At 66.6% G+C, this 13,099-nt stretch carries 11 protein-coding genes; all 11 read right to left on the reverse strand.

Annotated features, from left to right (window positions below; all coding sequences use genetic code 11):
* Positions 1–2 precede the first annotated feature (2 nt).
* From ACN9MU_RS15780 to ACN9MU_RS15830, 11 genes are read right to left on the reverse strand one after another with little or no spacing between them, the layout of a single operon-like run.
* Complete coding sequence (locus ACN9MU_RS15780) at positions 3–920, reverse strand: diguanylate cyclase domain-containing protein (protein ID WP_426171953.1); 918 nt, start codon at positions 918–920, stop codon at positions 3–5.
* On the reverse strand, positions 917–5,347 hold the full coding sequence (locus ACN9MU_RS15785) for a PAS domain-containing protein (protein ID WP_426344856.1): 4,431 nt from the start codon (positions 5,345–5,347) through the stop codon (positions 917–919). Before ACN9MU_RS15785 ends, ACN9MU_RS15780 begins: the two co-directional genes overlap by 4 nt.
* 41 nt (positions 5,348–5,388) lie before the next feature.
* Positions 5,389–6,621, reverse strand: a complete 1,233-nt coding sequence (locus tag ACN9MU_RS15790) for an acyl-CoA dehydrogenase family protein (RefSeq protein ID WP_426171957.1) — start codon at positions 6,619–6,621, stop codon at positions 5,389–5,391.
* A gap of 9 nt (positions 6,622–6,630) precedes the next feature.
* On the reverse strand, positions 6,631–7,701 hold the full coding sequence (locus ACN9MU_RS15795) for a phosphotransferase (RefSeq protein WP_426344857.1): 1,071 nt from the start codon (positions 7,699–7,701) through the stop codon (positions 6,631–6,633).
* 30 nt (positions 7,702–7,731) lie between these two features.
* Entirely contained in the window at positions 7,732–8,451 is a 720-nt protein-coding gene (locus ACN9MU_RS15800) for a histidine phosphatase family protein (RefSeq protein ID WP_426344858.1), read from the reverse strand.
* 7 nt (positions 8,452–8,458) lie between these two features.
* Positions 8,459–9,007: a prepilin-type N-terminal cleavage/methylation domain-containing protein gene (locus tag ACN9MU_RS15805; protein ID WP_426323568.1), complete on the reverse strand. Its 549-nt coding sequence runs from the start codon at positions 9,005–9,007 to the stop codon at positions 8,459–8,461.
* 22 nt (positions 9,008–9,029) lie between these two features.
* Positions 9,030–9,731: a type II secretion system protein gene (locus ACN9MU_RS15810; protein ID WP_426344859.1), complete on the reverse strand. Its 702-nt coding sequence runs from the start codon at positions 9,729–9,731 to the stop codon at positions 9,030–9,032.
* Positions 9,728–10,423, reverse strand: a complete 696-nt coding sequence (locus ACN9MU_RS15815; RefSeq protein ID WP_426335692.1) for a hypothetical protein — start codon at positions 10,421–10,423, stop codon at positions 9,728–9,730. The genes ACN9MU_RS15810 and ACN9MU_RS15815 overlap by 4 nt, the downstream gene beginning before the upstream one ends.
* Positions 10,407–10,934, reverse strand: coding sequence for a hypothetical protein (locus ACN9MU_RS15820; protein ID WP_426344860.1), 528 nt, complete (start codon positions 10,932–10,934; stop codon positions 10,407–10,409). The genes ACN9MU_RS15815 and ACN9MU_RS15820 overlap by 17 nt, the downstream gene beginning before the upstream one ends.
* The gene (locus ACN9MU_RS15825; protein ID WP_426171969.1) at positions 10,931–11,557 is read right to left on the reverse strand and encodes a hypothetical protein; all 627 of its coding nucleotides are present in this window, start codon (positions 11,555–11,557) and stop codon (positions 10,931–10,933) included. The genes ACN9MU_RS15820 and ACN9MU_RS15825 overlap by 4 nt, the downstream gene beginning before the upstream one ends.
* Positions 11,554–13,098: a hypothetical protein gene (locus ACN9MU_RS15830; protein WP_426171970.1), complete on the reverse strand. Its 1,545-nt coding sequence runs from the start codon at positions 13,096–13,098 to the stop codon at positions 11,554–11,556. The genes ACN9MU_RS15825 and ACN9MU_RS15830 overlap by 4 nt, the downstream gene beginning before the upstream one ends.
* Between the last annotated feature and the right edge of the window lies 1 nt (position 13,099).

Here is a 13,099-nt window from a genome sequence, read left to right on the forward strand (position 1 = left end):
TCTCAAACCTCGACATAGAAGCGGTTGCGGCCATCTTTCTTGGCCCGGTACAGGGCGTTGTCGGCGCAGCGCACCAGCGCATCCGGGGTGCCGCCCGTGCCGGGCAGCAGGGTGGCCACGCCCAGGCTGACTGTTACCGTGTCGCCGGCCGACGACATGCGGTGCGGGATCGCCAGCGCGCGCACGCTGGCCAGGATGCGCTCGGCCACCGTCTCCGCGCCCTGGGCACCGACCTGGGGCAGCAGGATGACGAACTCCTCGCCGCCGTAGCGCGCCAGCAGGTCCGGCGAACGGCCGGCGCATTGCAGCATGGTGTCGGCGACTTGCTTCAGGCAGGAGTCGCCGGCCTGATGGCCGTAGGCGTCGTTGTAAAGCTTGAAGTGGTCGATGTCGATCATGATCACTGAAAGCGGCATGGCCGAACGGGCGCAGCGCCGCCATTCGTTCTGGATTGCTTCGTTGAAGCTGCGGCGGTTGGCGACGCCTGTCAGGGCGTCGGTCAGCGTCAGCTCACGCATGGCGTCGGACTGGCGCTTCAATGTAAGGTGGGTGCGCACCCTGGCGCGCACTACGGCTACATTGAATGGCTTGGTGATGAAGTCGACCGCGCCCGCTTCCAGCGCCCGGGTCTCGTCCTCGGGCGTGGTCAGCGCGGTGACGAAGATGATCGGGATATCGCGCACATCCGACGCGGCGCGCAAGGCGGCGCATACTTCGTAGCCGTCCATGCCCGGCATGACTGCGTCCAGCAGGATCAGGTCGGGCTGGTGCTGGTGCGCCAGTTCCAGCGCCTTCTCGCCATTCATGGCAAACAATACTTCATGCTCCTCGCCCAGCACGTGGTTGAGGATCTGGATATTCTCCATGGCGTCATCGACGATCAGCAGGCGCCCATTGTGCGCCTGGTCGGTCCATGTCATGCGGTTTCCTCCCGTTTCATGATCTCCTGCAGCCGTTGCTCGGCGTCGCTGAAGTCGAGCGTTTCGATGGCATTGGCCAGGCCGGGCAGCAGGTCCGGGCAGCGCTGCTCAAGGATGGGGGTGAGCGCCTTGAACGCCGCCAGGGCGCGCATATTGCTGTTCCGGAGCAGCATTTGCAGGTCCCCAAGGGCTTGCGGCAAGTTGGACACGGGCGTGCTGCCGGCGGCGGCATGCACCGGCGCCGGCAATTCGCGTGCGGCGTTGATCACCACGGCCAGTGCCTGTTCAAGCGCCAGCAGCAGGGCGGCGGCCGAACTGTCCTGCCCTTCGGCGACAGCGCTCTCGGCCTGGGCGCTCAGGCGCGCCACATCGGTGGCGCCGAGGTTGGCGGCCACGCCTTTCAGCCGGTGCAGCACGCGCGTGGCGGCGTAGCGCTTGTCCTGGGCCAGGCAATCGCGCACTTCGCGCACGGCGTCGCCCTGCGAATTCTCGAAGCGCTTCAGCAGGCCGGCGAAGGCCGAATAATTGCCGGCCACGCGCCGCAATGCAGCTTCCAGGTCGATGCCGGGCACCGTGGACGGGCGGCCATCCTTGCGGTGCTCAGCGTGCGTTGCGGCCGATGGACCGTTCGCCAGCTCCGGGTGCAGGGGCGCGAGGCGCCTCAGGGTAGCGATCATTTCGTCGACGTCGATCGGCTTGGCGATATGCGCGTCGACGCCTGCCTCGATGGCGCGGATGCGGTCTTCCGGCATGACGTTGGCGGTCATGGCGATGATGGGCATGCTGCGCAGGCCCATGGAGCGAATCGCTTCGGTGGCGCGGTAGCCGTCCATCACGGGCATCTGCAAGTCCATCAGTACCGCGTCGAAACGTTGCGGGTCGTCGCGCAGCATGTCCAGTGCGATCTCGCCGTTGGACGCCACTTCCACCAAGGCCCCGCAGTGAAGCAGGATGTAGCGCGCCATTTCCTGGTTGATCTCATTGTCTTCCACCAGCAGCACGTGCATGCCGGCCAGGCTGCCGGAAAGCGCCGCCTGGCTGCCGCGGTGCTCCGGCTGGTTGATGCCGGTGATTGCGGCCAGGGCCGCATCGTGCAGGCGCGACGGCGTGAAAGGCTTGGCTAGCACCGCATCGATCTGCAGGCTGTCGGCCAGTTGCTGCAAATCGTCGCTGGCGCGCTCCGGCGCCATCAACACGACCTTGGGCAATGCCAGGTTTTCGTCGCGCGCCTGCACCAGCATGGCGATGCCGTCCGTGGCGGGCATTGCGCTGTCGAGCAGGAGCAGATCGAAGCGACGCTGGCGCAGCGCCTGCAGGGCCTCGGCAGCGGTGGCCAGGGTGGTTGCCGTCCATTGCATGGCGTTGCCCGCCCGCTGCAGCATCTGGCGTACGCTGGCGTTGTCGTCGACAGCCAGGACCTTGAGCCCGTGCAGGCTGGCTGTTGATGCGCGCGGTGCGCTGCCGGCAACGCGCTGCAGGGGACAGGTAAAGCGGAAGGTCGAGCCCCGGCCCAGCGTGCTTTCCACGGCGATGACCCCGCCCATCAAGTCCGACAGGCGGCGCGCAATGGCCAGGCCTAGCCCCGTGCCGCCGTAGCGGCGGCTGGTGCTGCTGTCGCCTTGCGAAAAGGCGTCGAACATATGGGGCTGCTGTTCGGCCGGGATGCCGATGCCGGTGTCGCGCACGGTGAATTCCAGCGTCAGCGAATTGGCGCTGCCTGGCGCCTCGCGTACCGTCAGCACGACTTCGCCCCGCTCGGTGAACTTGATGGCATTGCTCAGCAGGTTGAGCAACACCTGCTGCAGGCGCATCGCATCGCCCACCATTTCCGGCGGCAGCGCAGGCGCGATGTCGAACACGGGCTCCACGCCTTTGTCCCAGGCGCCGTTTGCCACGAGTACGGCAGTCGCGGCCAGCAACTGCTCGAGGTTGAAGCGCGCTTGCTCGAGCTGCAACTGGCCGGCCTCGATCTTGGAAAAGTCCAGCACGTCATTCACGACGCCAAGCAGGCTTTGCGTCGCGAGCTGGATCTTGCTGACGTAGCTGCGCTCGCGCCGTTCCAGCGGCGCCTCTTCCAGCAAGCGCGCCAGCCCGGTGATGGCGTTCATCGGCGTGCGGATCTCATGGCTCATGTTGGCCACGAATTCACTCTTGGCCCGGCTGGCGGCTTCCGCCCGGTCGCGGGCGCGCATCAGTTGTTCGTTCAGCTCCTGCAATTTCAATTCGCCGCGCTTTAGTTCGGTCACATCCGAGCCTAGGGCATAAAAGCCTCGCACGGCGCCCGCTTCGCCGCGGTCCGGAATGAAGTTGATCCACGCATAGCGCGGCTCGCCCGTCGGCAGTTCCAGCTCGCGCAGAAAGTGCTGCGGACTGCCTTCGAGCACGGCATTGATGTGCGGCCGGATCTGTTCCAACAGCGCGGCTGGCAGCACGTTGCCGATGGGTTCGCCCATGGCCTGCTCCAGCGTCTTGCCGAACCAGGCCAGGAAGTACTTGTTGGCGAAATGGCAGCGCAGCTCCGCGTCCCAGTAAGCCACCAGGCCCGGCAGGTTTTCCGTCACCGTATGCAGGAAGCTGGTGCTGCGCGCCAGGCTCAGGGAGGTTTGCTGCAGGGCTTCGTCGGCACGTTTGCGGTCCGTGATATCGAGCGAGATGCCCAGCAGGTGGGTGGCGATGCCCTGTTCGTTGCGCAGGGCCACCTTGCGGGTGGTCAGGTAGCGCATTTCCCCGGCGGCGATGCGCACCGCTTCTTCAGGTATTTCCATCACCTGTTCCGACGCCAGCACCTTGCGGTCGGCTTCCACGAACGCCGCTGCCTGCTCCGGCGGGAAGAAATCGCGGTCGCTCTTGCCGAGCAAATCCTCGCGCGGCCGGCCAAGCAGCAGTTCACCCTGGCGGTTGAGCAGTTCAAAGCGCAGGTGCTGGGCATCCTTGACGAAGACCATGGCCGGCATGTTCTCCAGCACCGACTTGAACAGGGCCTTGGACTGGCGCAGCGCCGCTTCCGACTCCTTCTGCTGGGTGATATCCATCAGCACGGCGGTAATGCCGGCCATCGCGCCATCGGCGCCAAAGACCGGGTAATAGCCGGCAATGAAATGGTTGCTGCGGCCGGGGCGCGAAGCGGTAGTGCCGCAGATTTCGGTGTTCGGCACCGCTTCCCCTGTGGCGAGTACCCGGCGGTAGGCCTGGTTCACCTGGGCCACCAGGTTGCGGTCGCTGATGACTTCATCGAAGCGGCGCCCGATATGGTCGTTGACCGCCAGTCCGTTCATCGAGGCGAGGTAATCGTTGATCATCAGGATGCGCAGGCGGGTATCGACAAAACTCAGGCCCACCGGCGCCGTGGCGTAAATCGTTTCCAGCAGGGCGTTGGAATTTTCCAGTTGCTGCGTGCGCTCTTCGACCACGCGTTCCAGGTCTTGCCGATGGCGGGTCAGGTCGCGGTCGAGCCGCAGCAGGGTGTCGCCAATCTGCTTCGCCTCCTGGAAGGATGCGCGCGGCGCTTCGATGGGCGCGCCGCTTGCCAGCGCCTGGGCCGGCGCGTGCAGGGCATCGATCGAGCTTGCGATGCGGCGCGCAGCCAGGGCAGCTGCGGCAAAGCCGGCCAATACCAGCGCCGCCAGCACGGCGAACACCGCGAAGAACAGGCCGTCGAAAGCAAGCAGCGCTTCCGGCCTTGGCGAGGCCACCGCCACGCTCCACGGGCTGGCTGCACCGCGCAGGTAGCCGACCTGCAGCGGCAGGCCATGCAAGGCGTCGGCCGCCGGCTCGCCGCTGGCCCGGCCGTCGTCATGGCTGCGGGCCACCAGCTTGCCGTCGGGCGCCAGTACGGCGATCACGGCGCCGGGGGCAAGCTGCATCTCCTCGGCCACCTTGTCCAGCGCGTCGCCGGGCAGCAGGACGCTGAGGGTGGCGGGCGCCTTGGCGGCGCGCTGGATCGGCACGTCAACCGCCAGGTGGGCCGGCTCCTTGCCGTTCGCGCGCAGCAGGCTGACTGCGGAACGCGCATTCGGCGCTAACCTGATGCGGGCCGCGTTGGCGGCGCGGTCGACCGGCAGCTCATTGCCGGCAATGAGCTGTGCCGCGCCGTTTTCGGTGAACAGGATGTGGGATTGGTAGGGCAAGGCTGGCGGCAGCGCGCCGCTTGCCTGGCTGCGCAGGGCCACCAGGTCGCCGCTACGGGCGCTGGGGCTGCTGGCCAGCGCGAGGGCCGCAGCTTCCGCGGCCAGCAACTGGCGGTCCACGATGGCGGCCGCAGCGCGTTCGACGCGCTGGACCTGCAGCTCTGCGCGGCCCAGGTCGCGCTGCTGGAAATACACCAGCAACAGGGCCACCGCCAATAGTGCTGGCGCCGCGCAGGCCGCGGCCAGCAGTGCGAGCTGCGACCGCAATGGTGGCAAGGGCTTGCTGGATTCATCCCGCACGGCACGTCCTTTCGGAAAAGTGACTGCAGGATGATGATAGCTTAGCTTGTCGTGGACGAGAAGCGCGCAATCTCCAGTTTGGCGATGGCGTTGCGGTGCACTTCATCCGGCCCGTCGGCCAGGCGCAGGGTGCGGTTGCCCGCCCACTGGTAGGCCAGCGGGAAATCGTCCGATACGCCGGCCGCGCCGTGGGCCTGGATCGCCCAATCGAGCACCTGTTGCGCCACATTGGGCGCCAGCACCTTGATCATGGCGATCTCGGACTGGGCGACCTTGTTGCCGACCGTGTCCATCATGTAGGCCGCTTTCAGGGTCAGCAGGCGCGCGGTATCGATCCTGATGCGCGATTCGGCGATGCGTTCGCGCCACACGCCCTGGTCCGACAGCCGCTTTCCAAATGCAACTCGCGAGGTCAGGCGCTGCACCATCAGTTCCAGCGCACGCTCGGCGACACCGATGGCGCGCATGCAGTGGTGGATGCGGCCCGGACCGAGGCGGCCCTGGGCGATTTCAAACCCGCGCCCTTCGCCGAGCAGGATGCTGGAAACAGGCACGCGCACGTTTTCGAACACCATTTCGCAGTGGCCGTGCGGCGCGTCGTCGTAGCCGAAGACCGGCAAGGGACGCAGCACCGTCAGGCCCGGCGCATCGGCCGGCACCAGGACCATCGACTGCTGCGCGTGGCGCGGGGCGCTGAAATCGGTCTTGCCCATGGCGATATACACCTGGCAGCGCGGATCGCCGGCGCCGGAGATCCACCATTTGCGGCCGTTGATCACGTAGTGGTCGCCGTCGCGCTCGATGCGCGTTTCGATATTGGTCGCATCGGACGATGCCACCGCCGGTTCGGTCATCGCAAAGGCGGAGCGGATCTCGCCGCGCAGCAGCGGTTCCAGCCAGCGCTGCTTGTGTTCTTCCGTGCCGTAGCGCTCAAGCGTTTCCATATTGCCGGTATCGGGTGCGGAGCAGTTGAACACTTCCGCCGCCCACGGTACGCGGCCCATGATTTCGCACAAAGGGGCGTAATCGAGGTTGGACAGGCCTTCCGGGGCGCGGCTGGAGCGGGGCAGGAACAGGTTCCACAAACCCTGCTCACGGGCCAGCGGCTTGAGGCGCTCAATCAGCTCGGTGGGAATCCAGCGGTTGCCTTTCTCGCGGCCGTTGCGGTCCACCTCCTCATGGAAGGCTTTCTCGTTCGGGTAGATGTGCTGGTCCATGAAGGCCAGCAGGCGCGCCTGCAATTCCTTGGTTCGCGGGGAGTAGTCGAAGTCCATGCCAATTCCTTATTCGATTGCCTTGCCCTGGGCATAGGCCCAGCCCATGGCCGCCATCGGGCGGGCCAGCTTGCCTGATTCCAGTGCCTGGGCGCTGGATGCCGTGCCGTCCACGTAGCGCTTCATGATGCCCTGCATGATGCTGGCCAGGCGGAACATATTGAAGGCGAGGTAGAAGTTGAAGTCCTCCAGGCGGATTGCCTTGCCGGTGCGTTCGGCGTAGCGCGCGATGTATTCGCGCTGCGAGGGAATGCCGAGCGCCTTCAGGTCCAGGCCGGCGATGCCGCGGAACTTGCCCGGCTCGATGTGCCAGCTCATGCAGTGGTAGCTGAAGTCCGCAAACGGATGCCCGAGCGTCGACAGTTCCCAGTCCAGCACTGCGAGGATGCGCGGCTCGGTCGGATGGAAGATCATGTTGTCGAGGCGGTAGTCGCCGTGCACGATCGAGGTGTCCTCGCCGGGCGGGATGTTGGCAGGCAGCCAGGCGATCAACTGGTCCATCGCCTCGATGGTCTCGGTCTCGGATGCCTTGTACTGCTTGCTCCAGCGTTCGATCTGGCGCTGGAAGTAGTTGCCCGGCTTGCCGTAATCGCCAAGCCCGATGGCGTTGTAATCGATGGTGTGCAGCTGCGCGATGACGCGATTGAGTTCATCGTAGATCGCAGCACGTTCGGCAGGCGTCATGCCGGGCAGGGACTGGTCCCACAGCACGCGGCCTTCGACAAATTGCATCACGTAGAAAGCGCGGCCGATCACTTCTTCGTCCATGCACAGGCAGTATTGGCGGGCCGCCGGGAAGCCTGCCTTGTGCAGCGCGTGCATGACGCGGAATTCGCGTTCGATGGCGTGGGCGGATGGCAGCAGCTTGGCCGCCGGAGCCGGCTTGGTGCGCAGGACGTACTGCTGGCCGCCGACCGTCAGCTTGAAGGTGGGATTCGACTGGCCGCCCTTGAACTGCTCGACCTTCAATTCGCCCTGCGGATAGCCTTCCACGTGCTGGCGCAGGTATGCGTCCAGCGCGGCGGTGTCGAAACGGTGGCGCTCCGACACCTCCTTGGTGCCCATGAATTCTTCGAACATAATGCCTCCTTCCGAACGATCGTACTATTTTTATGGGCGGGAAAGCAAGCGGGATTTGGAATATTCCTTGAACAACTGCTCCATTGTGGTGCTGCGGGTGGCCGCTTGCAGTGGCGCGGGCGGGGCGAAGTTCGAAAACCGCACGATCCAGTCGTGCCGTTCCTGGCCCACGTCGAGGGCGTTGATGCAGCCGGCAGCCTGCGACAGGTTGCCGAGGAAAAGGCGCTGGCCACCGGTCAGGGCATAGGACAGGATGGCGCGATTGACGCCGCCGTGCAGGACCAGCAGCACGGTATCCCAGCCATCGTCGGCCAGCAGCCTGGCGATGGCGGGATGGATGCGGTCCATCAGCTCGCCGACCGATTCGCCGCCGAGGAAGCGGCGCTGCTCCGGCACCACGCCCTCAAAAGCGCCGGTGAAGGCTTCCCGCAGTTGATCGTCCGGGATGCCGGACAGCTTGCCGCCGCGGATTTCGGCCAGCTCGGGCCAGGTTTCGAGCTGTACCTGCTGGCCGGTTTCCGCCAGCACGCGCTGCGCAGTTTCGACCGTGCGCGGCAGGCCGGAGACGATGACGCGGTCGAACTTGATGCTATCGGCGGCGAAGGCCTGGCCGGCGGCCGCAGCCTGCGCGCGGCCGGCCTCGTTGAGGGGGACGGTTTCGGGCAGGTAGGGTTTGCCGGCCTGGTCGAAATAGGTGACGCTGCCATGCCGCATCAGGAAGATGCGGCGCCGTTCAGGGTTTGCTGTCATAGGTCCGTTAGAAGAAGATTGCGAGGCGCGTAATGATGGTTCCGTTATTAGTATAAGGCCCAGTTGCGCGCACGTTGCCGGAATCGGGTTTGCCGTCATCCAGCTTGGCGTCGATCTGCTCGGCAAAGGTGTCGGGCAGGTTGTCGAAGCGGATGCCGTTGCCGCCACGGCCACCCACGACGTCGTTGTAGATGTACACCGCGCCGCCCTGGGCGCTGGTCATGAAGTCGGTGGTGCCGTTGTAGGAACCGGTGATCAGGCCCGCCAGTGCCAGATGCTGCGGCGCCAGCTGGTATTCCGTGATCTGGCCGTCGCCGTTGCCGTTGCCGGCCGCGCCGGGGACATGGGTGGTGGCCAGGATATCGTCGCCGGGCAGGGCGCGGAAGCGGTCCTGGTAGGAGTTGACGGCCGCCTGCAGTGCAGTAGCCTGCTGGATGATGCTCTTGACCTTGGCGCTGTCGATCAGGGCCTGGCCTTTGAGCACGCCGCCCAGCAGCAGGCCGATGATGACCAGGACGATGGCGATTTCAACGAGGGTAAAGCCGCGGTGTCTCATGGCGCTCTCCTTGGGTTGCATGTCATGGCAGCCTTTGCGCTGCGAGCATTCGATTGAACAGGATATTGGGCGACAGCCAGACGACGATGTCGTCGTAGGCGCCGCCCGCGGCGGCGGGATTGTCGGCGCGGTCGCGTGCAATGAACATGCGGCCGTCGGCCTGGAAGTTGGCCTTTTCGTCGACATTGCCCTGGCCCATGTCGGCCGCCTGCACGCCGACGTCGCTGAAGGCGCCGAAGCCATTGCGCCCTTGCGACAGCACGACCGCGGGAATATCGTTCTGCCCGCTGGCCGGCACCAGCGCGCCGCTGGCATCGCGGCTGGCAATGGTGATGTCGCGCGGGGTGCTGAGGCGGAACAGGGCGCCGCTGTCGCTGAAGGATGGCGTGACGCTGTACAGGTAGAGGTGTTGCCAGGCGTCGAGCTTCGGCAGGCCCAGGCTTGCCCACGGCAGGAATCCGAGACGTCGTTCGTTGCTGCAGCGCGTGCCGCTGCGGTCTTCCAGGCCATTCGAGGCGGAGATGGCGGGGCAGGGAAGGTAGCCGTTGCGGGCGGCGAATCCGGCCAGCGCATCGCGCGCTTCTTCCAGCGCCCTGCTGGTGTCGGCGGTGCGCCGTTGTTCCATCTGCGCCGACAACGGGGCCAGCATGCCGCCCAGCAGCAAGCCGACGATGACCAGCACGATCGCCATTTCAACCAGGGTGAAGGCTGTCTGCTTTCTCATGGCAGGGTCTTGGCGGCGGCCATCCTTTCATAGAGTACTTGCAGCGGCACGGCGGCGAGCAGGTCGTCGAAGGCGCCGCCGGGAGCATTCGCCTGCGCACTTCGCGGGCGCTGCATGAAATCGGTGGCGGCCTGCAGGTTGCCGGCTTCGTCCTGGCTGCCAGGCATATCGCTGGGACCACGCGAGAAGATGACGGCCGGTGCGCACTGTGCGGCCAGCGAGCAGTTATCCTGTCCGGCGACGAAGAACAGCGTGCCGCTCGCGTCGCGCGACAGCACGCGTTTGCTGGCGATGAGCGCAGTGCGTGCCAAGGGCGCGACCGTGAATGCTGGCGTTACGCTGTAGCGCAAATGGCGGCCCCAGTTGTCCGCGGCCGGCAGCCCGAGATCCATCCATGGCAGGAGGCCGGTGCAGTCGGCCTCTGTGGCGCAGGGTACTGTTCGTTCGCGCCCGGCCTCGCCCATCCCCGGTGCGGGTGCGGCCGGTGCGGGACGCGGCAGGCGGCCATGGGCCGCGGCGAAGCCGACCAGCGCCTCGCTGGCCTGCGCCAGCAAGGCGTGGGTGCGCTCTTCGCGGGCGCGCTCGCCGCTGCCGCCGCTGAATGCCGACAGCAAGACCGCCGACAGCGCCACTGTGGCGATCAGCAATAGCGTCAGGAGCGCTGCGCCGCGCTGTCTAGCGTGCCGCTTCATGGACCTCTCCCGTTGCCGGGTCATAGCGCTGGCCGGGCTTGAGCACGACGGACCGCCCGTCCGCCTGCAAGGTGACCGAGCCGCGCATCACCCCGCCCGGCGGCGCGGCTTGCGCTTCGCCGTTCACGATGATCATCGTGGGCCCATTGCTGCGGCGGATCACGCCCCCCAGACGAAGCCCGGGCGGCGCAGTCTCGCCAGCGCCTGGGCCCCCAGGCGTTTCGGCTGCCGCCGTGCCAGGCGCCGCAGCCGGCGGACATCCAGGCGCAGAGCCAGGCTGGCAATGCGCCGATGCCTCCATTCCCGGTGCGACAGGACCCGGGCCGGCTGCCTGGGCGTTGCCTCCCGGTGCCGGGACGGCCGCCGCTCCGGGAAGAGTGCCCTGGTTGCGCTGCGTATCGAGCTGCGCACGTTCGTCCGGGGTGGTAAACAACCTTCCCATGCTGACGAAACCCTGCGCGCCGGCCTGCGTCGCCAGCAGCAGGAGAAGTGCCGGCAATCCCGTTTTCATGACGACCCTCGCTGCGGCTTGGCCGAAGCGGAAACCGGCGTCAGCGTCAGCCAGTTCAGGGTGCAGTCGGCATTCAGGGTCGGCGACAGCACGCCCGCCACAGGCGCGGCGCCGGCGGCGCGGCGGATGACGCAGTCCTGGACCGCAAAGGTGCCTGACAGCCGCAGGTCCGACAGGAAGTTCAGCAGATCCAGTTCATGAAGGAGATCCATATGCAAGGCCATCCTGCTGCCCAGCAAGGCATACTCGCCCGTCGGCAAGCTCGTCTCGAGCCGGTACGGTTGCTGCACCTCGATCTCGTAGGTCAGGGGCAACAGGCGCCGCTGTTCCTGGATCTGCCGGATCGCCTCCACCCAGTCGAGCCGGCGTTCGGGTCCCACCAGGCCCCGGCGCCGCAATTCGACGAACTGCGGCTGGTACTGGCGGATTTCTTCCTTTTCCGTTTCGGCATGGGCAAGCCGCAAGCGCGCGGCATCACGCTCCAGCAGCGCCGCAGCCTCCTCGAAATGAACGCGCCTCAGGTGCCACGAGCTCGCGAAGACCGCGGCAAGCGACACTGCCAGCGTGCCAAGGAACGCCAGCACGGCGTTGCGCAGCAAGGAGAACTCGCGTAACACCGTCATGGCGACCACCTGAGATTCAAAGTGAATTTGGCGCGCTCGCCCAGCCCAGCCGGCGAACCGGCCTTGCCGCTCAGCTTCACGTTGGGCCGTATATCGAAGGGCAGCTGTTCGATTTCCACCACCATGCCGGGCGTGCGCGCCAGTTCCTGCGCAAAGCGGTTCATGCTGAGCAGCACGCTGCGATAGTCGTCCTGCTCCACCAGGACCTCGGCCTGCAGCCGCACCTGCTGCGGCGGCGCCTTCGGTATCCCGATCAGCATGGACGATTGTGGCGCCACCAGGGCCGGCGTGGTGGCCGCACCGGGAAAGGCGCTGCTGGCGGTCACCGGCACGACGCCCGGTGCGTTGACCCGCCAGTCGAGCTGCGTGAGACGGATCTGCGGCGAACGCTCCAGTGCTTCGCTCAGGATGGCCATCGCTGCCTGCGGCCATGGCCCCTGGCGAGCCACCATCTGCGCGATCTGCACGGCCGCCTTCATGTTGGCGGTCTTGTCGACAGCCGGCGGCATGCTCGACATGCTGCGTCGATAGGCAGCCGTGAACCCCTGCGTCTCCTGCTGCAATGCCTGCGTATGGCTGCGCGCCAGCGAGTAGCCGGCAATGTTCGCGCCGGTCCACAGCAGGCAGCAGGCCGCCATGACCGCACTTGAAGCGTACAGGCTTTGGCGTGTGCGCCACAGGCTGTAGTAGCGCCGGCGCGGCCCGAGCGGATAGTGGCTGGGCGGCGCCGTGCGCGCAGCCAGGCCAAGGAATACTTCATCGGGATTGTCGCAAGCAGCCAGCCGTTGCAGGGACGCCGCTTCTCCCAAAGGCATGACCCGCCAGTCCAGCAGCGGCGAAAGATTTGCCGCCGGTGGCGACGCGATCCGTGCCAGCGGTAGCAGGGCCAGCACCTGCAAGGGCACGTCGCGCCCCAGCATGTGCGCGCCGACGAGGAACTGCCGGGTGCGTTCGGCTTCCTGCTCGGCGTTGACTGCCGCCTGGGCGAGCCGGGAGAAGCGCACCTTGCCGTGCTGGAAAAAGGTCTGCCGTATGCCGCTGCCATGCTCGGTCACCAGCAACAGTTGCGCCTCCTGCCGCGCCTGGTCCGGCAGCAAGGCGCCACTGAGGAGGGCAGGCGTATACAGCGCCGCCAGCGGCATGCGCTGGCTTTCCAGCGCGTCGAGCCAGGGCGCCAGGGTGGCCGGGTTGGTCAAGGCCGAAAGGAGCACGATATCGTCGCGCCGGCCGCCTTCCTCGCGGCCCTGGATGTGCGCGCAGCGGAAAGGCGTGTCGCGCCATGACTGCGCCAGGCGGCGTTCGCGCATGGCCAGGCCTGCGCGGCCGGCAACGTGCGGCAGCAGGTGGCGCTGGAAGTCCTCTTCCACCAGGTCGGCCAGCATCAGGGCCGGCGTGTCCTGGCGGCCATCGAGCCAGGTGGCGAAACTTGCCCAGCCATCCGGCGACGGATCGAAGCACGGCCCCGTCCCGAGCCTGCCGCGCTCCCAGAGCCAGCAGCACAGCCGCTCGCCGGTCAGGTGGAGGAGGAGTTTGCGGGTCATG

The organism is Pseudoduganella sp. R-32 (assembly GCF_049913245.1).
GTDB lineage: Bacteria > Pseudomonadota > Gammaproteobacteria > Burkholderiales > Burkholderiaceae_D > Rugamonas.

Bases quoted from the DNA above. Each gene is read 5' to 3' on its own strand.
- ACN9MU_RS15780 (WP_426171953.1), bottom strand. From the start codon at position 920: ATGACATGGACCGACCAGGCGCACAATGGGCGCCTGCTGATCGTCGAT.
- ACN9MU_RS15790 (WP_426171957.1), bottom strand. From the start codon at position 6,621: ATGGACTTCGACTACTCCCCGCGAACCAAGGAATTGCAGGCGCGCCTG.
- ACN9MU_RS15795 (WP_426344857.1), bottom strand. From the start codon at position 7,701: ATGTTCGAAGAATTCATGGGCACCAAGGAGGTGTCGGAGCGCCACCGT.
- ACN9MU_RS15800 (WP_426344858.1), bottom strand. From the start codon at position 8,451: ATGACAGCAAACCCTGAACGGCGCCGCATCTTCCTGATGCGGCATGGC.
- ACN9MU_RS15805 (WP_426323568.1), bottom strand. From the start codon at position 9,007: ATGAGACACCGCGGCTTTACCCTCGTTGAAATCGCCATCGTCCTGGTC.
- ACN9MU_RS15810 (WP_426344859.1), bottom strand. From the start codon at position 9,731: ATGAGAAAGCAGACAGCCTTCACCCTGGTTGAAATGGCGATCGTGCTG.
- ACN9MU_RS15815 (WP_426335692.1), bottom strand. From the start codon at position 10,423: ATGAAGCGGCACGCTAGACAGCGCGGCGCAGCGCTCCTGACGCTATTG.
- ACN9MU_RS15820 (WP_426344860.1), bottom strand. From the start codon at position 10,934: ATGAAAACGGGATTGCCGGCACTTCTCCTGCTGCTGGCGACGCAGGCC.
- ACN9MU_RS15825 (WP_426171969.1), bottom strand. From the start codon at position 11,557: ATGACGGTGTTACGCGAGTTCTCCTTGCTGCGCAACGCCGTGCTGGCG.
- ACN9MU_RS15830 (WP_426171970.1), bottom strand. From the start codon at position 13,098: ATGACCCGCAAACTCCTCCTCCACCTGACCGGCGAGCGGCTGTGCTGC.